This is a genomic window from Streptomyces caniscabiei, from assembly GCF_014930365.1.
Taxonomy (GTDB): Bacteria; Actinomycetota; Actinomycetes; order Streptomycetales; family Streptomycetaceae; genus Streptomyces; species Streptomyces caniscabiei.
In genome coordinates this window covers 751676-773131 of record NZ_JABXWI010000003.1, presented here as the reverse complement: position 1 = coordinate 773131, position 21456 = coordinate 751676, and the positions used below count along the sequence as shown (strand labels likewise).

The following is a 21456-nucleotide window of genomic DNA, read 5'->3' as shown; positions in this document are numbered from 1 at the left end:
CCCGGCGCCTCGTCTACAGGGCGGCTCGGCACCGAACCCCGGCACGGGCCGCGGAATCGTTCCCGGCGCCCGGTCGCCCTGCCACACGACCGCTTCGAGGAAAGGACGGCGGACATGGTGCGCGTCTCCTACGACTACGACCTGATGACCCTCCTCGCGCGGCATCTGTGGCACCTCCGTGACGAGCTGGACGTCACCTCGCAGACGGACAAGACGTTCGCCCCCGGGGACATCGGCCCCCGCCGGGAGACGGCCGAGGCGCTGGAGGACTTCTACGGGGCCTGGAAGAAGTCGTTCCAGGAGGGCTGGCAGGCCATGACCGACCTCGGCAACCTCCTCGACCGGGCGGGCAAGGCCTTCTACGACCAGGACGCCGCCCACGCCGCCGGCGCCGCCCAGCAGGTCACCTCCCAGGTCCGTGACGAGGCGACCCGGCAGAACGAGGTGCGCAAGCAGACGCTGGACAGCAAGCGGCGCGCGTCGCTGGCCCGCCGACTGGAGGCCGGCTACCAGAGGGAGCGGGCCCGTCTGAAGAAGGAGCAGGAGGCCCTCGTCGAGAAGCGGAACAAGCTCGACGAGCGGATCGCGGCCCAGGACAAGCGGCAGCAGGAGCTCAACCGGGAGCAGGAGGAACTCGCCGCGAAGCGGGAGCCCCTGCTCAAGCGGCAGGACGAACTCGAGGCCAGGCAGCGGCAGCTGTGGCAGGAGGAGAAGGAACTCCTCAGGCAGCGCGAGGAGAAGCTCCAGGCGAAGCGCGATGAACTGCAGAAAGAGTCCGACGCCCTTCGTGCGGAACAGGAACCCCTGGTCAAGCGGCAGGAGGAGCTCCAGCGCAAGCAGCAGCAGCTCTGGGAGGACGAGAAGGCCCTCCGCGCCGAGCAGGAGGCGGCGATGGAGAAGAAGGTCACCGCCCTCGAACAGGAGCAGAAGGCCTACGACGCCAAGCAGGACGCCCTCCAGGAGCGGCAGGAGGCCCTCTGGCGCAAGCGGGAGGCGCTGCTGTCCGAGGACGGCGTCACCCGGGCCGACCTCGACGCCTGGCAGCGCGAGCAGGACGCCCTCGACAAGGAGCGCGAGGCCCTGTGGGAGTCGCAGGGCAAGGGCCTGGAGGCGCGCTGGGACGCGCTGGAGCAGGAGCAGCGCGACCAGCAGAAGGCGTTCGACCCGCTGAACGAGCGGCAGAAGGAGATCGACGCCGAGCGCGACGCGCTGGCCGCCGACCAGAAGCCCCTCGCCGAGCGCCAGGACGAGTTGCAGCGCAAGCAGAAGGACCTCTGGGCCCTGGAGCGGTCCACCCAGCAGGAGGTCGAGGACGCCATGAAGGGCAAGCAGGACGCCCTCGACGCCGACCGCGCCGACCTCCAGTCGCGACTGGCTCCCCTGGACCAGGAGGCCGCCGACCTCCAGACCCGCCAGAAGGAGCTGTGGGACGACCAGGCCGACACCGAGGACGAGCAGACCCGGCTGACCGAGGAGGAGAAGCCCCTCCAGCAGCGGCAGCAGGACCTCGAGGAGGGCTTCGGCAAGGCGTACGACGAGATCCGCGACCGGGACTTCGACAAGGACGAGGACCTCGGCCAGCTCCGGGGCATGCGCGGCGAGCTGGACGATCTGCCGCCCGAGGCCTTCGTGCCCAAGGGCTACACGATGGAGGACGAGAACAGCACCACCACGGTGTCGTTCCAGCTCGACGAGAACGGCGAGATCAAGGTCGACGCGAACGGTGACCCCGTGGAGACGACCACCACCGTCACCAACAAGAACACGGGCCTGTCGTACTCGGAGACCTACCACCCGCTCTCCGGCGAGGGCGACTCCGTGACGACGATCCGCAGCTCCGACGGCACCGTCACCAAGGTCTACACGGACGTCGACGCCGACGGGTCCGCGACGCGTTACGTCACCGACGCGACCGGCCGGGACACCCAGCAGATCTGGAGCAAGACGGCCGACGGCGACTGGGTGCTGCGGATGGACAAGGAGACATACCTCGACTCCGAGGCCGGCAAGGAGGACGACCAGCAGTTCCTGGACCGCCCTCCCGCCTACCTGACGGTGGAGAACCCGGTGGTCGACGCCGACGGCCGCCCGTCCCAGAACTCGTCCGCCCCGGGGACGACGACCCAGGTGCAGGACGGGGTCACGCGGACGAACTACACGGAACCGGACGGCTCCGTCCTGAAGGTCGTCACCAACGAGAACACGGGACAGCGCTTCGTGGCCGGCGCGAACGACGAGATCCAGGAGATCTGGCAGCGGCGCGAGGACGGGACCTGGTACCTGAAGGAATCCGTCACCCAGCACGAGCGCTACGGCGACGAACCTCCCCTGGGGACGCTCGGCGAGAACTGGCGCTGACCCCCGCGGGCGCCGCGGCGCCCGCCCCGAAGCTCCCCGCGCGCTCTTCCCGCGCTGCCGGGTCCATCAACAGAGAACGAGGTGCACCATGCCGAAGAACGTCATCGACGACGAGGAAGTCGAGCGGACCGCCAAGAAGCTCGACTCCGCCGTCAGCGACACCCTGGTCCCCCAGCTGTCCTCGCTGCAGGCCGACGTCGAGAGCCTGCTCCAGGGCGGCCTGCTGCTGACGGCCACCAGCCCGAAGATGCAGGCCTCCTACGCCAACTTCAACAAGTCGTTGACGGAGGCAGTGAACAACATCACGCAGTTCTCCAAGCAGTTCCGTGACATCTGCAACGCGGTGAACAATCTCGACTCGCAGATCGCGGGCGGCATCCCCGCCTGATCCACCCCCGAGACAGGGTGCCGGCCCCTCAACTCCCCCTCCGTCGGCACCCGTTGGGCAGGGGCGCCGGTCCTTCCCCCGGACCGGCGCCCTTGTCGCTTTTCACCCCGTTGTTCGACGAATCGAACCCCTCGGCCGCCGCCGGTTCTCCGGACCATCCGCCAGGAACGTTTCCTTCCCGTCAGTAACCTCAGGTTCTTCTCAGGAACCCTTGAAACATCCGGAAGCGCTCATAGACTCCCAGCGGAACCTCACCTTCCACCCATGAACCGTGAGGTCACCCGGGTACCCGTGCTCAGCTCCTTAGCCAGCCAACGCCGCCGCCGCGGCGCCCGACCGGACCGGCCCAGAGATCCACGCCGGCCCTGGGGGAATCCATGAGAACGCCCAGACCCAGTACCGCCATGTCCGCGAGCACGCCGGATACCGGCGAGGCCACGCCCTCCTCCCACGACGGTTCCGTCCGCAAACTCTACGAAGAGCACCACGGCCCCCTGCTGCGCTATGTGTCGGGTCTCATCCGGGGTGACCGCCAGCGGGCCGAGGACTTCGTCCAGGAGACCCTGGTCCGCGCCTGGTTGAGCACCGCGACCCAACCCCCCGGCTGGTCACCGTCCCGGGCCTGGCTGATGAGGGTGGCGCACAACCTGGTCATCGACTGGTCCCGCCGCGAGCGCGTGCACACCGACATCCCGCACGAACACACCCTGGACAAGCACCTCGAACCGGTGGACCCGATGAGCCAGGCCGTCCAGCGCCGCTTCATGGTCCACGCCCTCTCCCGGCTCTCGCACCCCCACCGCGAGGTCCTCTTCTACGTCTACGTCCTCGGCTGCACCGGGACCGACGCCGCCCACGCCCTCGGCATCCCCCCGGGCACCGTCAAGTCCCGCACCCACCACGCGATACGGGAACTGCGCCGCCGGCACCCCGAACACGCCCTGGCGGCGGCGTGAGAGGGCCCGTCGCGACCGGCGCCGACGTGACGGCACACGGCGGCCGGCTGGTCGCGATCGGCAAGCCCGACGACTCGGTCCTCACCGTCGTCATCGTCGCCGTTGTCGTCCTGATCCTGCTCGTGCTGCTGCTGCGGCACCTGATCCGCAAGCGGGGCGGCTGGCGCCGGTTCCGGCGGAGCGTCGGCCGGGAGCTGACCCTCACCCGGCGGGCCTTCGGCGAGCCGCTGCGCGCCTACCGCCGCCACCGCCGAGGCGTCCGGGCCCTCGCCCGCCAGCTCTCCGACCCCCGGGGCGGACTGCTCGTACGACGGCTGTTCGACGCGGCGGCGGCCGCCCTCGCGGACGTCCCCGGCGCCGTGGCGCACACCGTGCGGCTCGAACCCGGCTGGGCCTCCGTACAGATCGCCGCCCGCCGGCTGCCGGAACCGCCCGCGCCGTGGGAGACCGCCGTCGAACCCGGCCCGCAGCGCTGGGAGCTGCCGTTGGACGAGGCGGACGCGTTGCCGCCGGGCCGCACCCGCGCCGGTGCGGTGCGGCCGCTGCCGGTCGCCGTCGGCATGGCGGACGACTCCTGTGTCCACGTCGATCTGGCCGCCGGACCGCGGCTGATCACCGTCGAGGGCGACACCGCCGCCCGCGGCCTGCTGTTCCAGGCACTCGCGGCCCAGCTGGACCGGCCCGGCAGCGGAGCCTCGGCGGTCGTCGCCGACGGGGTCCATCCGCAGCACCGGGGCCGACGGCTCGACGCGCTGCTGACGGAGCTGGAGACGGCCGCCGCCCCCGGCGGTCGGAGCGCCGCCGAGGAAGCCGGAGCCCGGGAGCCCGACGGCATCGGGGAGCCGGGACGCACCGCCACCACCGTGGTCGTCTGCGCCGCCCCCACCCCGGACCAGGCCCGCAGGCTCGGCGCCCTGGCCGCCTCCGGTGCCGTCGTCTGCCTGGTCGACGGCCGGGTCGCGGGGCACACCTGGGCCCTCCGCGTGGACGGCCGGGGCCGGGTGACCGCGCCGGAGCTGGACCTGGACGCCGACTCGGGCCCCCTGGGCCGCGCCGTCGTGGCCGCCGTGCGCGCCGACCGGCGCCGCCTGCGCCGGGAGCCGCCGTCGGCCCGCCCACGCCCGAGCCGCCCCGAGGAGCCCCGTCCGCACCTCCTTGACGAGACCACGCCCCTCCGCGAACAGCCGACGGAACCCGTCGTCCCCACCGCCACCGGCACCGACCTGCTCGCGGAACCGGCCACCGCCCGCGAACGCCCCACGGCGGCCTCCTCCACCACCAGGGACGACTGACCGACCGGCCCGCTCCCGCACCGTCCCCCCGCCCCCCGAACCACCCGCAAGGGGAGAAGTGAAACTCCTCATCACCACAGTCGACGGCGGCGATTCCCGCGGCAGCCAGGACGTTCTGCTCACCGCGTCCGGCAGCACCCCCGTCGAGGACGTCGCCGCCCACCTGGCAAGGCTGCGCGCCGGGGACACGGACGCGACCGACGGCCCGTCCCCCGCGCCCGGCCCCGCCCCCGCCTGCTTCCTGGGCGACGAGCCCCTCGCACCGGGCACCCGGCTCGCCGACACCCGGCTCATGGACGGCAGCGTCGTCGCCCTGGGGCACCCGCGGGCCCCGGCCGTCACCGCGTACGGCCCCGAGCGCGACGCGATGCCGCAGCCGCACCGGCCGGACCACGCGGCCGTGGTCGAACTCCAGGTGGTGGGCGGCCCCGACGCCGGGCGCGTGTACGCCCTCGGCCTCGGCACCCACGGCATCGGCCCCCTGGAGGACGCCGCCGTGCCCCTCGAAGGCCGCGGCCTGCCCGCCGAGGGCATCCGGGTGACCGTACGCCCGGACGGTTCGGCCGTCGTGGAACTCCGCGAGGGCGGGCCCGCCCGGCTGTCCCTGCCGGAACCGCCGGAGCACCGGGGGCGGCCCGACACCCCGCTGCTGCCCCTGGCGGAACAGGACGAGGAGGACGAGGGCGAGGACGCCCGGCCCGAGGAGGACACCGAGAACCCGGCGCTCCCCGACGGCTGGCAGCCGTGGGCCGTCGGGGCCGAGCTGGCGGTCGGTGAGTATCTGCTGCGGCTGACCGAGCCGACCCCCAGGGACGCCGCCGTGGTGCCCTCCGAGGGCGGCGGCGGCCTCGACTACAACCGGCCGCCGCGCATCCTGCCCCACCTGGCACCCGAGCGGTTCCGGCTGCCCGGCCCGCCGGACCCGCCGGCCCGCAGGCCGATCCCGCTGATGGTCTCGCTCGCCCCGATGGTCTTCGGCGTGGCCATGATGCTGTTCTGGAACTCGTACTTCTATCTGATCTTCATGTTCCTCTCGCCGATGCTGATGGCGGCGAACTACCTCAGCGGACGGCGCCAGGCCCGCAGGGACTACGAGGAGCGGTCCCGCGTCTACCGGCAGCGCCGGGCCTCCCTGGAGGAGGACATCCGCGAGAAGGTCGCCACCGAACGGCGGCTGCGCACCGAGAGCGCGCCCGACCCGGCGGTCGCCGGACTGTGGGCGGTCGGCCCCGGCCGACGGCTCTGGGAGCGCCGGCGCGGCGACCCGGACCACCTCGCCCTGCGCATCGGCACCGCGCCCCAGCCGTCGCTGCTCGGCATCGACGACACGGCCCGCGAGGACAACCACACCGCCGTCCACTGGACGATCCCGGACGCCCCCGTCAGCGTCGGCCTGGTCGACAGCGGCGTGGTCGGACTGGCCGGAGCGCCCGGACCCGTGCAGGCGCTGGCCCGCTGGATGACGGCTCAGGCCGCCGTCCTGCACACCCCGCGCGACCTGCGGATCGTCGTCCTCACCGACAAGGGCTCCGAGGACTCCTGGAACTGGGCCCGCTGGCTGCCGCACTCCCGCGACGGCCTGCCCGGCACCCGCGGCGGCGCCGTCACCCTCATCGGCAACGACCCCGAGACGGTCGCCAACCGTGTCGCCGAGCTGGTCTCCACCCTGCGCACCCGCCAGCGGGCCGCCGAGTCCACCATGAGCAAGGCGCTGCTGAGCGAGCCGGACGTCCTCGTGGTCATGGACGGCGCCCGGCGACTGCGCGATGTGCCGGGCGTGGTGTCGATCCTCAAGGAGGGCCCCGGCGTGCGGATCTTCCCGCTCTGCCTGGACCAGGAGGAACGGCTCCTGCCGGAGGAGTGCACCGCCGTCGTCCGCCACGAGGACCACCGGCTGACCCTGCGCCGCACCGGGCTGCCCGACATCCCCGACATCCGCCCCGACCTGGTCGAGCCCGACTGGTGCGAGCGCGCCGCCCGCGGCATCGCCCCGATCCGTGACGTCACCCCGGACGCCTCCGAGGGCCTGCCCGGCGAGGTGGGGCTGCTGGACCTGCTCGGACTGCCGCAGCCGGACGCCGCGCTGATCACCGCCCGCTGGGCGCACCGCCCGGCCTCCACCGGCGTCCTGCTGGGCGCCGGCTACGACGGACCGGTCGCCTTCGACCTGGTCAAGGACGGACCGCACGGACTCGTCGCCGGCACCACCGGCTCCGGCAAGTCCGAACTGCTGCAGACCTTCGTGGCCTCCCTCGCCGCGATGAACCGCCCCGACGAGCTCACCTTCGTGCTCGTCGACTACAAGGGCGGCAGCGCCTTCAAGGACTGCGTCGACCTGCCCCACACCCTCGGCATGGTCACCGACCTCGACAGCCACCTCGTGCAGCGCGCGCTCACCTCGCTGTCCGCCGAACTCACCCGCCGCGAGCACCTCCTGGCCGAGGCCGGCGCCAAGGACCTGCCCGAGTACCAGGGCATGCGCCGCCGGACCCCCGAACTGGCGCCCGTGCCCCGACTGGTGATCGTCATCGACGAGTTCGCCACGCTCTACCGGGAGATCCCCGACTTCATCCCCGGCCTGGTCGGCATCGCGCAGCGCGGCCGCTCCCTCGGCATCCATCTGATCCTGGCCACCCAGCGCCCCGCCGGAGTCGTCAACTCCGACATCCGAGCCAACACCAACCTGCGCATCGCGCTCCGGGTCACCGACGCCTCGGAGAGCATGGACGTCATCGACACCAAGGACGCCGTCAGCATCTCCCCGGCGACCCCCGGCCGCGCCCTGGCCCGGCTCGGTCACGGCACCGTCGTCCCCTTCCAGACCGCGTACGCCGGCACCCCCAGGCCCGTCGCCGAACCGTCCGCCGAGACCCGGGCCCGCCAGGAACGGCAGGCGGCCGAGGAGGCCCGGATCTGGGGCACGGCGCTCCACTGGCAGCGCCTCGGCCGAGCCGTCTCCCGGCCCGGAGGCCCCGAGGGGGAGCACGGCCCGGACCCGGTGGACCTGACGGCCGAGGAGGCGCCCACCGACCTCAACGCCCTGGTGGAGGCCCTGTCCGAGGCCGCACGGCTCGCCGACTGCGTCCCGCAGCCCAGCCCCTGGCTGCCCGCGCTCGGCCAGCAGGTCCTGATCGACGACCTGCCCCAGCCGGACACGTCCGGCGGCGCCCGGCCCGCCCCCGTCTCCTGGGCGCTCTCGGACATCCCCGAGGCCCAGGCACAGCTGCCGGTCCGGCTCGACCTCGCCGAGTTCGGACACCTGTACGTCGTCGGGGTCCCGCGCTCGGGCCGCTCCCAGGTGCTGCGCACCATGGCCGGAGCACTGGCCCGCGCCCACTCCGGCGCCGACGTCCACCTCTACGGCGTCGACTACGCCGGCGGCGCGCTCACCGCGCTGGGCGTGCTCCCGAACACCGGGGCCGTGGTCCCCCGCGGTGACATCGAGCGCCTGGAGCGGCTGTTCGCCAGGCTCGACACGGATCTGGAGCGCCGTCAGGAACTGCTCACCCGCCACCACGCCGGCAACCTCACCGAACTGCGCGAACTGGTCGCCGCCGGGGACCGCCCGGCCCACGTCATGCTGTTCATCGACGGCTGGGACGCCCTGATCGAGGCCGTCGCCGACCACAACGGCGGACGCCTGGTCGAACAGCTCAACCGCCTCCTGAGGGAAGGCGCCGCGGCGGGCATCCACCTCGTCGCCACCTCCGAGCGCGCCCTGCTGTCCGGCCGGGCCACCGCCCTCAACGACAACAAACTGCTGCTGCGCCTGAACGACCGCACCGACTACCACGCCGTCGGCAAGCGGGCCCGCGACATCCCCGACCTCGTCCTGCCCGGCCGCGGCTTCACCTCCGACGGCGGCACCGAGATCCAGGTCGCCCTGCTCGCCCCCGGCGCCTCCGGACAGGAGCAGGCGGAGGCACTGCGCCGGATCGGCGCCGAGGCCACCCGGCGCGACGCCGGACTCCCGGCCGACCGCCGCCCCGCCCGCATCGGCACCCTGCCGGTCAAGGTCACGTTCACCGACGCCTACGAGAAGGTGGGGGAGGAGCTCCGCCGGCCGATGTGGGGCCTGCTGGGCCTCGGCGGCGACGACGTCTCCCCGGTCGGCGTCGACTTCGCGGACACCTCGCCCACCTTCTCGGTGGTCGGCCCGCCCGGCTCCGGCCGCAGCACGACCCTGGCCGCCCTCGCCGTCTCCCTGCTGGCCGCCGGCACCCGCCTGGTGATCCTCGCCCCGCGCGAGTCGCCGCTGCGCACCCTGGGGAGCCACCCCGGCGTACGGCTGATCACCGCGACGGAACCCACGGTCGAGGAGTTCACCGAGGCCCTGGAGGCCGGCGGCGGGCCCCGGGTGGTCATGGTGGATGACGCCGACCTGTTCGTCCTGCCGGACATCGACCAGAACCTGCGCTCCCTGGCCCAGTCCGGCCGGGACCAAGGCATCGGCATCGTCATCGCGGCCACCGCCGAGACCATGACGGGCGCGATGGGCTGGCTCAGCGCCCTGAAACGGCACCGCAAGGGCGTCCTCCTCGGCCCGCAGAGCATCCTGGAGGGCGATTTCGTCGGCGCCCGCCTCGCCCACGCCCACCTGCGCGGCCGCAAGCCCGGCCGGGGTCTCACCGTCGACCAGCGCACCGGCGAGCTGATCAACGTGCAGATCCCGGAGACCGTGCTCGACACGGACCACTGAGACCGCGGCGCCCGGGGGACGAGGGCCCCCCGGGCGCTGCCTTAGGCTTACGGAGTGACCAACAGCAGCGACCGGAGTCAGGCAGTGGACGTCAAGACATACGAAGTGCGTACGTATGGATGTCAGATGAACGTCCATGACTCCGAACGTCTGTCCGGTCTCCTGGAGGACGCCGGATACGTCCGCGCCCCCGAGGACGCGGGCGAGGGCAACGCGGACGTCGTGGTCTTCAACACCTGCGCCGTACGGGAGAACGCCGACAACCGCCTCTACGGCAACCTCGGCCGCCTCGCCCCGATGAAGACCGCCCGCCCCGGCATGCAGATCGCCGTCGGCGGCTGCCTGGCCCAGAAGGACCGGGACACCATCGTCAAGAAGGCGCCCTGGGTCGACGTCGTCTTCGGCACGCACAACATCGGCAAGCTGCCCGTCCTGCTGGAGCGCGCCCGCGTCCAGGACGAGGCCCAGGTCGAGATCGCCGAGTCCCTGGAGGCCTTCCCCTCCACACTGCCGACCCGCCGCGAGAGCGCCTACGCCGCCTGGGTCTCCATCTCCGTCGGCTGCAACAACACCTGCACGTTCTGCATCGTCCCGGCCCTGCGCGGCAAGGAGAAGGACCGCCGCACCGGCGACATCCTCGCCGAGATCGAGGCCCTGGTCGGCGAGGGCGTCTCCGAGATCACCCTGCTCGGCCAGAACGTGAACGCGTACGGCTCCGACATCGGCGACCGCGAGGCGTTCAGCAAACTGCTGCGGGCCTGCGGGCAGATCGAGGGCCTGGAGCGCGTCCGCTTCACCTCGCCCCACCCGCGCGACTTCACCGACGACGTGATCGCCGCCATGGCCGAGACGCCGAACGTGATGCCGCAGCTGCACATGCCGCTCCAGTCCGGCTCGGACACGGTCCTCAAGGCGATGCGCCGCTCGTACCGCCAGGAGCGCTACCTCGGGATCATCGAGAAGGTCCGCGCGTCCATCCCGCACGCGGCCATCACCACCGACATCATCGTGGGCTTCCCCGGCGAGACCGAGGAGGACTTCGAGCAGACCATGCACGTGGTCCGCGAGGCCCGCTTCACGCAGGCGTTCACCTTCCAGTACTCCAAGCGCCCCGGCACCCCCGCCGCCACCATGGAGGACCAGATCCCCAAGGCGGTCGTGCAGGCCCGCTACGAGCGCCTCGTAGCCCTCCAGGAGGAGATCTCCTGGGAGGAGAACAAGAAGCAGGTCGGCCGCACCCTGGAGCTGATGGTCGCCGAGGGCGAGGGCCGCAAGGACGGCGCCACCCACCGCCTCTCCGGCCGTGCCCCCGACAACCGCCTCGTCCACTTCACCAAGCCGGACCAGGAGGTCCGCCCCGGCGACGTGGTGACCGTCGAGATCACCTACGCCGCGCCGCACCACCTGCTGGCGGAGGGCGCGGTCCTGGACGTACGGCGGACGCGGGCGGGCGACGCCTGGGAGAAGCGTCAGGCCCTTCCGGCGGAGAGGGCGGGCGGGGTGATGCTGGGGTTGCCGAAGATCGGGGCTCCGGAGCCGCTGCCGGCGACCACCGGTGGGTGTGGGGTTTCTCAGTAGCGAGTAGCGGGTTGAGCTCGGTCCGTCCGGTTGTTCGCGGGCTGCCGGTGTGTGGGGGTTGTTCGCACAGTTCCCCGCGCCCCTGACGGGGCACCCCCGGGCTGCGGAAGTTACCCTGCGCTCCATGCTTGTCGCCGCCGCCGTCTGCCCCTGTCCGCCGCTGCTCGTGCCCGAGGTCGCCGCCGGGGCCGCGCCCGAGCTGGATGCCGCGCGGGACGCGTGCGCGGACGCCCTCGGGGTGCTCGCCGCCGCCCGGCCGGACCGGCTGGTGGTGGTCGGCCCCGCAGCGGAGGACGCGTCGTGTCCGGAAGGTTCGGGGGGCTCGTTCCGGGGCTTCGGTGTGGACCTCGACGTCCGCCTGGGACACGGGGGCGGGACGGGGGTCCGGCTGCCGGCCTCCCTCGCCGTCGCCGCCTGGCTGCTGGACCGCACGGGCTGGGCCGACGCCCCCATGGAGGGGCTCGGGGTGGCGGAACCGATCAGTGCCGAGCGGTGTGTCCAAGTCGGAGGGGACATCGCCGCGTCGGCCGGGCGGGTGGCTCTGCTGGTGATGGGCGACGCGAGCGCGTGCCGCACGCTGAAGGCACCGGGGTACCTGGACGACCGCGCGGCCGGTTTCGACGCGGAGGTGGCTCGCGCGCTCGCCGACGCCGACATCGAGGCTCTGCGGGCGCTGGACACCGGGCTCGCCCGCGAACTGCAGGCCTCCGGTCGCGCCCCCTGGCAGATCCTCGCGGGCGCCGCGGCGGGCGCGGACCTGGCCGGCAGCCTGCTCTACGACGACGCGCCGTACGGCGTGGGCTATCTGGTGGCCGCCTGGTCGTAGCCGGGGAACGGCGGACCGGTCGGTGCGGGCCGCGCAGGGCGGACGGCCGGGAGCGAGAGGCTCCGCGGCCGTCCGACGATACGTGTGTTCAAGAAGCGGGCGGCGGCGGGGGTGCGGTGCCGCCGCCCGGGGCCGGGGGTGTGGTGCTGCCACCCGGGGACGGCGGGGTGTGATCGCCGTCGTGGTGCGCGAGTCGGTCCATGGCGTGCTTCGCCCTGCCCGTGCCCGACTGGATCCTGTCGCTGTACTTGCCCTTGGTCTTCCGGTCGACCGTGTGCGCGGCCTTGTCGAGACCGTGCTGGATCTTGCCCTCGTGTTTCTGTGCGAGGTGCGCGACCCTGTCCCTGGCCGGGGAGAGTTTGGTCTTCAGGTTATCCAGCAGGTGCATGATTCACCTTCCCGCGCGGGCAGTCACTTGCGGGCGTTCTCACTGGACTCGTTGTCCGCCGCCTGCTCGGCCGTCTGCTGCTTCGGGATCTCCACGTCGTCCGCCGCGTCGACGGTCTCCGCCGCCGGCTCGGCCGCGTCGTCCTTCGGCTCGGCCTCGGACGTGCTCCCGGCCTCCGGGCGGGCGGCCTCGGTGGCTCCCTTCGCCTCCTCCGGCTCCTTCGCCTCCGTCCCGGCGTCCGGCTCGGGCGCCGTCACGGCGGCCTCGTCCGTGTCCTTCGCCTTACGACGGAACAGTGAGAAAACGCCCATATCAACCTCAATGCTAATCATGCGGGCTAATTCCCGCCCTCTCCCGGAGCGTCCGATTGCGTCATCCGGGTCGCCGGTACTCGAAACCGGCGCTGCGAACACGCAACACGCAACGACTCCGGCCCTCCCGCGTCACGTAGCTCGTTCGAGAACCGGCCCCGGGATTTGCGAGACTGGGGCGGTGAGCAACGCAGTTCCCCCTTCGCGGGTCATCGCCGTCGTCGGACCCACCGCGGCCGGAAAGTCCGATCTGGGCGTCTTTCTGGCGCAGCGCCTCGGCGGCGAGGTCGTCAACGCCGACTCCATGCAGCTCTACCGGGGGATGGACATCGGCACCGCCAAGCTGACCCCCGAGGAGCGTCGCGGAGTCCCGCACCATCTGCTGGACATCTGGGACGTCACGGCCGCCGCCAGCGTCGCCGAGTACCAGCGGCTCGCCCGCGCCCGCATCGACGCCCTGCTCGCCGACGGCCGCTGGCCGATCCTGGTGGGCGGCTCCGGGCTGTACGTCCGGGGCGCCGTCGACAACCTGGAGTTCCCCGGGACCGATCCCGAGATCCGCGCCCGGCTGGAGGAGGAGCTGACCCTGCGCGGCTCCGGCGCGCTGCACGCCCGGCTCGCCGCCGCCGACCCCGAGGCCGCCCACGCCATCCTGCCCAGCAACGGCCGCCGCATCGTCCGCGCTCTCGAAGTGATCGAGATCACCGGAAAGCCGTTCACGGCGAACCTGCCGGGCCATGACGCGGTCTACGACACCGTCCAGATCGGCGTCGACGTGGCACGGCCCGAACTCGACGAGCGGATCGCCCGCCGCGTCGACCGCATGTGGGACGCCGGACTGGTCGAAGAAGTGCGCGCGCTGGAGGCGCAGGGGTTGCGTGAGGGGCGTACGGCGTCGCGCGCGCTCGGCTACCAGCAGGTCCTCGCGGCACTCGCCGGACAGTGCACCATGGACGAGGCGCGTGCCGAGACCGTGCGTGCCACCAAGCGCTTCGCGCGCCGCCAGGATTCATGGTTCAGGCGTGACCCGCGGGTGCATTGGCTCAAGGGGGGGCTCGCCGACCTGACGGAACTCCCGCAGCTCGCACTGGCGTTGGTCGAACGACCGGTCACAGCCTGATCACGTCATGGCATCGGGTCGCCCCGGCGGTCATCCGGGCTCGCGGGAGCGTGCCATCATCGAGCTTCGATCGACCAAGTGGAGTCCGAGTTGGGAGGGCGCGTGGCGATGGAGGCCGGCCCTCGCGACACCGCACAAAGCACGGAGCAGGGCGCCGCGCAGGACGCGGACCAGCTGGTTACCGAGGGGTACGCACTGGATTCCGAAGGTGATCCGCTGAGCCCTGACGGGCCGGAGGACGAGAGTCCCGACGGCGTAAGCGACGACGGACCGGAACCGGACGAGATGACCGGGCCGGAGGTCGAGGTCGAGCTGCGCCCCCAGCGCAGGCTGCGGCTCTGGCAGCTCGCCCCGATCGTGGGCCTCGGCGCGGTCGGCTCCCTGATGTTCGCCTTCCCGCTCGCCTTCGAGTTCGGGGACGGCGGCGCCGTGGTCGCCATGCTCGGCCTGCTGATCTGCGCCACCGCGGCCGGCTGGGGCATGATGGCCGCCCGTCGCGTCGGTTACACGTGGCCCGGGCTGCCCGCCCGCGGCTCCGGCCGCCGCCCCGACTGGCGCCTCGTCCTCGCCTACGCCCTGGTCGTCGCCGCGGTCGCCTTCCTGGCCGTCTGGCGAGTGGCGCGACTCCGCTAGAGCGCCGCGTACGGAGCGCCCCGCAAGGGGCGCGGGGCTGTGTCGACATGCGGCTCCGCCGCGTGGGCGCGACCAGCCACGACCCACCCGCGCGGACCCCCCAACCGCAAGCTGGCCCGCAGCCTTCCGAGCGGAGCGCTCCCGTACGATCGGGGCATGAGCACGCGGATCGCCTTCCTCAAGGGGCACGGGACCGAGAACGACTTCGTGATCGTCCCGGACCCCGAGAACGCCATCGACCTCTCCCCGGCCGCCGTCGCCGCCCTGTGCGACCGCCGCGCGGGCATCGGTGCCGACGGCGTGCTGCACGTCGTCCGGTCCGCCGCCCACCCCGAGGCGCGGACGCTGGCCGCCGAGGCGGAGTGGTTCATGGACTACCGCAACGGCGACGGCTCGATCGCGGAGATGTGCGGCAACGGCGTCCGGGTCTTCGCGCGCTACCTCCTGCACGCCGGGCACATCAGCGAGGGCGACCTCACCGTCGCCACGCGCGGGGGCCTGAAGAAGGTCCACATCGACAAGGACGGCGACGTCACCGTCGGCATGGGCAGCGCCCGCCTCCCCGAGGGCGACGTGACGGTGAGCGTCGGCGAGCAGAGCTGGCCCGCGCGTAACGTCAACATGGGCAACCCGCACGCGGTGGCGTTCGTCGACGACCTCGCGGACGCCGGCGATCTCCTCGCCGCGCCCCCCTTCAGCCCCGCCTCCGCCTACCCGAACGGCGTCAACGTCGAGTTCGTGGTCGACCGGGGCCCCCGTCACGTGGCGATGCGCGTCCATGAGCGCGGCTCCGGCGAGACCCGCTCCTGCGGCACCGGCGCGTGCGCCGTCGCCGTGGCCACCGCCCGGCGCGACGGCGCCGACCCGGCGGTCACGGGAACCCCGGCCACCTACACCGTCGACGTGCCCGGCGGCACGCTGGTGATCACCGAACGGCCCGACGGCGAGATCGAGATGACCGGCCCCGCGGTGATCGTCGCCGAGGGCGAGATCGACGCCAAGTGGCTGGAAAACGCGGTGCGTTGAGATGTGATAGGGCTTCAGATCGAGGTGTCTGGGGCGCTGGCGCCGTAGGGATCCAAGCCCACCATGTGTGCAGAGATGCGAATCCATGGCGCACCCAAGTGGGGTGGCTCGAAACCGTAAACCTCAGGACCTTCGCTCGAATGGGTGATCCGTTTCACGCTCGGCGAGAGGCGGTCGGACGGGCGTGATGGGCTCGGTAGCATCAAGCACCGGCACGGACGGGGGAACGACACGATCCCTGAGCCGCCGCACGCCCTGGGGCACCCGTCCGCCGGTCCACGCAGCCGGAGGTGCCCATGAGCGCGGAGGCCACGAACCCCGCCGTATCGCCCGCCCCTGCGCCGCCACCAGCGCACCGCAGGAAGGGCCGACCTCGAATCGACCTGCGCCGTCTGGGCCGCGCCGCACTCCTGGGCCCGACGACCCGCGACCGGTTGCCCGACGCGATCAGCCATGTCGCCGAGGCGCACCGCGCCCACCATCCCGACGCCGACCTGGAGCCGTTGCGCCGGGCGTACGTCCTCGCCGAGTCCTCGCACCGCGGCCAGATGCGCAAGAGCGGTGAGCCGTACATCACCCACCCGCTCGCCGTGACGCTGATCCTCGCCGAACTGGGCGCGGAGACCACGACCCTGACGGCCTCTCTGCTCCACGACACCGTCGAGGACACCGATGTGACCCTCGATCAGGTGCGCGAGGAGTTCGGCGAGGAGGTGTGCTTCATCGTCGACGGCGTCACCAAGCTGGAGAAGGTCGACTACGGCGCCGCCGCCGAGCCCGAGACCTTCCGCAAGATGCTCGTCGCCACGGGCAACGACGTCCGCGTGATGTCGATCAAACTCGCCGACCGGCTGCACAACATGCGCACCCTCGGCGTGATGCGCCCCGAGAAGCAGGAACGCATCGCCAAGGTCACCCGGGACGTCCTGATCCCGCTCGCCGAACGACTCGGCGTGCAGGCGCTCAAGACGGAGCTGGAGGACCTCGTCTTCGCGATCCTGCACCCCGAGGAGTACGCCCACACCCGCGAACTCATCGCGGACAACGCCGCACAGGACACCGACCCGCTCGCCGAGATCGCCGACGAGGTCCGCGGCGTCCTGCGCGAGGCGGGCATCCAGGCCGAAGTCCTCATCAGGCCGCGCCACTTCGTCTCCCTGCACCGCGTCTCCCGGAAACGCGGACGGCTGCGCGGCACCGACTTCGGCCGGATCCTGGTCCTCGTCGGCGAGGACGCCGACTGCTACGCCGTCCTCGGCGAACTGCACACCTGCCTCACGCCCGTGGTCTCGGAGTTCAAGGACTTCATCGCCGTACCGAAGTTCAACCTGTACCAGTCGCTGCACACCGCCGTCGCACGCGGCGACGGCCAGGTCGCCGAGGTCCTCATCCGCACCCATCGGATGCACCAGGCCGCCGAGGCCGGTGTGGTCGCGCTCGGCAATCCGTACGCCGCTCCCGCGGAGGAACAGCCCGAGGGACGGCGGACCGACGGCGAGGGGGAGCGCATCGACCCCACCCGCCCCGGCTGGCTCTCCCGGCTCCTCGACTGGCAGGAGGCGGCCCCGGACGCCGACATGTTCTGGTCGACCCTGCGCGAGGACCTCGCCCAGGACCGGGAGATCACCGTGTTCCGGCCCGACGGGGGCACGTTGGGGCTCCCCGAGGGCGCCAGTTGCGTGGACGCGGCGTACGCGCAGTACGGCGAGGACGCCCACGCCTGTATCGGCGCCCGCGTCAACGGCCGTCTGGCGACGCTCAGCACGGTCCTGAAGGACGGCGACACCGTCCAGCTCCTGATGGGCCAGGACCCGGCCTCCGAGCCCTCCAGAGAGTGGCTGGAGCACGCCCACACGCCCGCCGCGCGCATCGCCATCCAGCGCTGGCTCGCCACTCACCCGTCATCCGCCGCCGACGAGCACGAGGAGCGCGAGAGCGCCCGCAAGGAAGAGACGCCCGCCCTGCGCCCCGCCCTCGACGAGCCCGCCACCTCCGACTCCGACTCCGTCGGCGCCGTGGTCGTCGTCGACCGGCCCGAGGCGACCGTCCGGCTCGCCGGCTGCTGCACCCCCGTACCGCCCGACGAGGTCACCGGGTTCGCCGTGCGCGGGGGAGTGGTGACCGTGCACCGCGTCGAATGCGCCGCCGTGACACGGATGAAGGGGCTCGGGCGCCCCGAGATCGCCGTGCGCTGGGGCGACACCACCGAGTTCCGGGTCACCCTCGTCGCCGAGTCCTTCCAGCGCCCCCATCTGCTCGCCGACCTCACCGAGGCCATCGCCCTCGAAGGCGTCGACATCGTCACCGCCACCGTCGAACCCCCGACCCAGCAGCGCGTCCGCCACACCTACACGCTGCAACTCCCGGACGCCGCCCACCTCCCCGCGCTGATGCGCGCCATGCGGAACGTGGCCGGCGTGTACGACGTGGGCCGGGCCCAGCACCAGACGGTGGCCGCCCACTGAGCCGAGCTGGACGGGCGGGGACGGCTCGGCGCACGGGGGGCGGCTCAACGGACGGGGGCCGCTCAACGGGGCGGGGGCGGCTGGGCGGACGGGCGGCTCGACGGGCGGCTCGGAGGACCGTGAGCCGCTCGTTCGGGTGGGCCCGCTGCGCGTCGGCCGCGCGGAGCGGGAGCGCGCTGGTAGCGGTGGTCCATGCCGCTCACCTCACGCCCCCGGAGCCGCCGCGTCCAGGCCGCGCTGCTCGCCTCCGCCGTCTCCGTCTGCCTGATCGCCGCGAGCGCCCCGTCCCCCGCCGTCCCCCTGGGCGTCGGCGACCGGCTCTTCCCGCACCTCGGCAACCCGGGGTACGACGTGCGGTCGTACGACCTCGACCTCACCTACCCCGGCAGCAACAGCCGGCCGCTCACCGCCGTCACCACCATCGACGCCCTGACGACCTCCCCGCTGGAGCGGATCAACCTCGACTTCGCCCACGGCAAGGTCGACTCCGTCGAGGTCGACGGGGCGCCCGCCGCCTTCACCGGCGCGGGCGAGGACCTGGTGATCACGCCCCGGGAGCCGCTGCCCGAGGGGAGCCGGACACGCATCACCGTGCGGCACACCAGCGACCCGGTCTACACCGGCGACACGGAGGGCGGCTGGGTACGGACCGCCGACGGACTGGCGATGGCCAACCAGGCGGACGCGGCGCACGTCGTCTTCCCCTGCAACGACCACCCCTCCGACAAGGCCATGTTCACCGTCCGCGTCACCGTCCCCGACGGCTACACGGCCGTCGCCAACGGCCTCGCCACCGGCACCGACCGCGCCGCCGGCACCACCACCTGGACATACCGCACCCAGCACCCCATGGCCACCGAGCTGGCCCAGGTCTCCATCGGCCGCTCCGCCGTCCTGCGCCGGACCGGACCCCACCGCCTGCCGGTGCGCGACGTGGTCCCCGCCAAGGACCGCGAGAAGCTCGAACCGTGGCTCGCGAAGACCCCCGCCCAGATCGAGTGGATGGAGGGCAAGGTCGGCCGCTACCCGTTCGAGACGTACGGGGTGCTGATCGCCGAGGCGCAGACCGGGTTCGAGTTGGAGACACAGACACTGTCGCTCTTCGAGCGGGCGCTGTTCGTCCGGCCCGAGTACCCCCGGTGGTACGTCGAGTCGATCATGGTCCATGAGCTGGCCCACCAGTGGTTCGGCAACAGCGTCAGCCCCCGCACCTGGTCCGACCTGTGGCTGAACGAGGGACACGCCACCTGGTACGAGGCCCTGTACGCCGAGGAGACCGCCGGCCGTCCCATGGCGGCGCGCATGAAGGCCGCGTACGCGGCCTCCGACCGCTGGCGCGCCGCCGGAGGCCCCCCGGCCGCGCCCAAGAAGCCCAAGAACGGTCAGAAGATCGGCATCTTCCGCGCGAACGTCTACGACGGCGCCGCCCTCTTCCTCTACGCCCTGCGCCAGGAGATCGGCGCCCCCGCCTTCGCCCTGCTGCAGCGGGCCTGGGTGACCGTCCACCGGGACGGCGTCGCGTCCACCGCCGACTTCCAGGACCTCGCCTCCCGGATCGCCGGACGCGACCTGGGCGATTTCTTCCACGCCTGGCTCTACGAGGTGCGGACACCGCCCATGCCGGGGCACCCCGACTGGACGTCGGCCCCGGTGGAGGTCCAGGCCCGGCGATGACCGGAATCCGCACGGGTGTGCCCCCCCGTGCGGAATGGAAATAACCCGGGTGACGAGACGGGGCGTACCGTGCGACCATCATCGGGTCGACGACGGCGGGCCCCGGGAATCCCCGGGCGGCCCCGGGCGTTGTCACCGGTGACGGATCGGGATCTGTGACGAACAGCTCGAGATCCGTGACGATCCGTCGCCCTCGGTATCCCCCATCGACGTAAGGACCCAATGACCTCCTCTTCTTCCCCTTCCCAGGCCGCGCAGCGCGCCTTCGCGCAGAACAACCCCGAAGGTCTTCGGGCCGATGCCCTGATGGAAGAGGACGTCGCCTGGAGCTTCGAGATCGACGGAGAGCGGGACGGCGACCAGTTCGACCGCTCCGACCGCGCGGCCCTGCGCCGCGTAGCGGGCCTCTCCACCGAGCTCGAGGACGTCACCGAGGTCGAGTACCGACAGCTCCGCCTGGAGCGCGTCGTGCTCGTCGGTGTCTGGACCACGGGAACCTCGCGGGACGCGGAGAACTCGCTGGCCGAGCTGGCCGCCCTCGCGGAGACCGCGGGCGCGCTCGTGCTCGACGGCGTGATCCAGCGCCGCGACAAGCCGGACGCGGCCACCTACATCGGCTCCGGCAAGGCCAACGAGCTGCGGGACATCGTCATCGAGTCGGGTGCGGACACCGTCATCTGCGACGGTGAGCTGAGCCCGGGCCAGCTCATCCATCTCGAAGACGTCGTCAAGGTCAAGGTCATCGACCGTACAGCCCTGATCCTCGACATCTTCGCCCAGCACGCCAAGTCCCGGGAGGGCAAGGCGCAGGTGGCGCTCGCGCAGATGCAGTACATGTTGCCGAGGCTGCGAGGCTGGGGTCAGTCGCTGTCCCGTCAGATGGGCGGCGGCAAGGGCGGCGGCCTCGCCACCCGTGGTCCCGGTGAGACCAAGATCGAGACGGACCGGCGCCGGATCCGCGAGAAGATGGCGAAGATGCGCCGGGAGATCGCGGAGATGAAGACCGGCCGCGAGATCAAGCGCCAGGAGCGCCGCCGGAACAAGGTGCCCTCGGTCGCCATCGCGGGATACACCAACGCCGGCAAGTCCTCCCTGCTCAACCGGCTCACGGGCGCGGGCGTCCTGGTCGAGAACGCCCTGTTCGCGACCCTCGACCCGACCGTGCGCCGGGCCGAGACCCCGAGCGGGCGGCTGTACACGCTGGCGGACACCGTCGGCTTCGTACGCCACCTGCCGCACCACCTGGTCGAGGCGTTCCGCTCCACGATGGAGGAGGTCGGCGACTCCGACCTGATCCTGCACGTGGTCGACGGTTCGCACCCCGACCCGGAGGAGCAGCTGGCCGCCGTGCGCGAGGTCATCCGTGACGTGGGCGCCACGAAGGTGCCCGAGATCGTGGTGATCAACAAGGCGGACGCGGCCGACCCGCTGACGCTCCAGCGGCTGCTGCGGATCGAGAAGCGCTCCATCGCGGTCTCGGCCCGCTCCGGCCAGGGCATCGAGGAACTGCTCGCCCTCATCGACGACGAACTGCCGCGCCCCTCGGTCGAGATCGAGGCGCTCGTGCCGTACACCCACGGCAAGCTCGTCGCCCGTGCCCACACCGAGGGCGAGGTGATCTCCGAGGAGCACACCCCGGAGGGCACCCTGCTCAAGGCCCGGGTGCACGAGGAACTGGCGGCCGACCTGGCACCGTACGTGCCGTCGACGACTACGGCCTGACGGTCGGGCCGGGACGAACG

Annotated in this window: 15 protein-coding genes; 13 read left to right on the top strand and 2 right to left on the bottom strand. The window is 72.4% G+C overall.

Annotated elements, in window-relative coordinates; genetic code table 11:
- The first annotated feature begins 114 nt into the window (after positions 1-114).
- From HW837_RS11500 to HW837_RS11470, 7 genes are all read left to right on the top strand, one after another.
- Complete coding sequence (locus HW837_RS11500; RefSeq protein WP_093790451.1) at positions 115-2358, top strand: coiled-coil domain-containing protein; 2244 nt, start codon at positions 115-117, stop codon at positions 2356-2358.
- A gap of 88 nt (positions 2359-2446) precedes the next feature.
- Positions 2447-2746 carry a hypothetical protein gene (locus tag HW837_RS11495; protein ID WP_045561127.1) on the top strand — a complete coding sequence of 100 codons (300 nt, stop codon included), beginning with the start codon at positions 2447-2449 and terminating at the stop codon, positions 2744-2746.
- Between the two features lie 404 nt (positions 2747-3150).
- Positions 3151-3702 (top strand): sigma-70 family RNA polymerase sigma factor, encoded by a 552-nt coding sequence (locus HW837_RS11490; protein WP_045561126.1) that lies wholly within the window; start codon positions 3151-3153, stop codon positions 3700-3702.
- Positions 3699-4994, top strand: coding sequence for a hypothetical protein (locus HW837_RS11485; RefSeq protein ID WP_052683078.1), 1296 nt, complete (start codon positions 3699-3701; stop codon positions 4992-4994). The genes HW837_RS11490 and HW837_RS11485 overlap by 4 nt, the downstream gene beginning before the upstream one ends.
- Before the next feature lie 58 nt (positions 4995-5052).
- Positions 5053-9693 carry an FtsK/SpoIIIE domain-containing protein gene (locus HW837_RS11480; RefSeq protein WP_193381289.1) on the top strand — a complete coding sequence of 1547 codons (4641 nt, stop codon included), beginning with the start codon at positions 5053-5055 and terminating at the stop codon, positions 9691-9693.
- Between the two features lie 84 nt (positions 9694-9777).
- A complete protein-coding gene (gene miaB, locus HW837_RS11475) occupies positions 9778-11271 on the top strand; it encodes a tRNA (N6-isopentenyl adenosine(37)-C2)-methylthiotransferase MiaB (protein ID WP_256255080.1) in 1494 nt (497 codons plus the stop codon).
- Positions 11272-11395: 124 nt separating this feature from the next.
- Positions 11396-12097 carry a class III extradiol dioxygenase subunit B-like domain-containing protein gene (locus HW837_RS11470; RefSeq protein WP_045561123.1) on the top strand — a complete coding sequence of 234 codons (702 nt, stop codon included), beginning with the start codon at positions 11396-11398 and terminating at the stop codon, positions 12095-12097.
- A gap of 88 nt (positions 12098-12185) precedes the next feature.
- Here the strand turns inward: HW837_RS11470 and HW837_RS11465 are convergent, their stop codons facing one another.
- Positions 12186-12485 carry an antitoxin gene (locus HW837_RS11465; protein ID WP_193381288.1) on the bottom strand — a complete coding sequence of 100 codons (300 nt, stop codon included), beginning with the start codon at positions 12483-12485 and terminating at the stop codon, positions 12186-12188.
- 23 nt (positions 12486-12508) lie between these two features.
- Complete coding sequence (locus HW837_RS11460) at positions 12509-12796, bottom strand: hypothetical protein (protein ID WP_045561121.1); 288 nt, start codon at positions 12794-12796, stop codon at positions 12509-12511.
- Between the two features lie 181 nt (positions 12797-12977).
- Between HW837_RS11460 and miaA the strand changes: the two genes are divergently transcribed.
- The 6 genes from miaA to hflX all read left to right on the top strand — a co-directional run bounded on the left by miaA (position 12978) and on the right by hflX (position 21436).
- Positions 12978-13916 carry a tRNA (adenosine(37)-N6)-dimethylallyltransferase MiaA gene (gene miaA / locus HW837_RS11455; protein ID WP_045561120.1) on the top strand — a complete coding sequence of 313 codons (939 nt, stop codon included), beginning with the start codon at positions 12978-12980 and terminating at the stop codon, positions 13914-13916.
- A 102-nt stretch (positions 13917-14018) separates the two neighbouring features.
- Positions 14019-14549 carry a hypothetical protein gene (locus HW837_RS11450; RefSeq protein ID WP_371271452.1) on the top strand — a complete coding sequence of 177 codons (531 nt, stop codon included), beginning with the start codon at positions 14019-14021 and terminating at the stop codon, positions 14547-14549.
- 156 nt (positions 14550-14705) lie between these two features.
- Positions 14706-15575 carry a diaminopimelate epimerase gene (dapF, locus tag HW837_RS11445; protein ID WP_193381287.1) on the top strand — a complete coding sequence of 290 codons (870 nt, stop codon included), beginning with the start codon at positions 14706-14708 and terminating at the stop codon, positions 15573-15575.
- 296 nt (positions 15576-15871) lie between these two features.
- The gene (locus HW837_RS11440; protein WP_193381286.1) at positions 15872-18040 is read left to right on the top strand and encodes a RelA/SpoT family protein; all 2169 of its coding nucleotides are present in this window, start codon (positions 15872-15874) and stop codon (positions 18038-18040) included.
- Between the two features lie 192 nt (positions 18041-18232).
- Positions 18233-19714: a M1 family metallopeptidase gene (locus HW837_RS11435; RefSeq protein WP_045561116.1), complete on the top strand. Its 1482-nt coding sequence runs from the start codon at positions 18233-18235 to the stop codon at positions 19712-19714.
- A gap of 222 nt (positions 19715-19936) precedes the next feature.
- Positions 19937-21436, top strand: a complete 1500-nt coding sequence (gene hflX, locus HW837_RS11430; protein ID WP_045561115.1) for a GTPase HflX — start codon at positions 19937-19939, stop codon at positions 21434-21436.
- Positions 21437-21456: the final 20 nt, after the last annotated feature.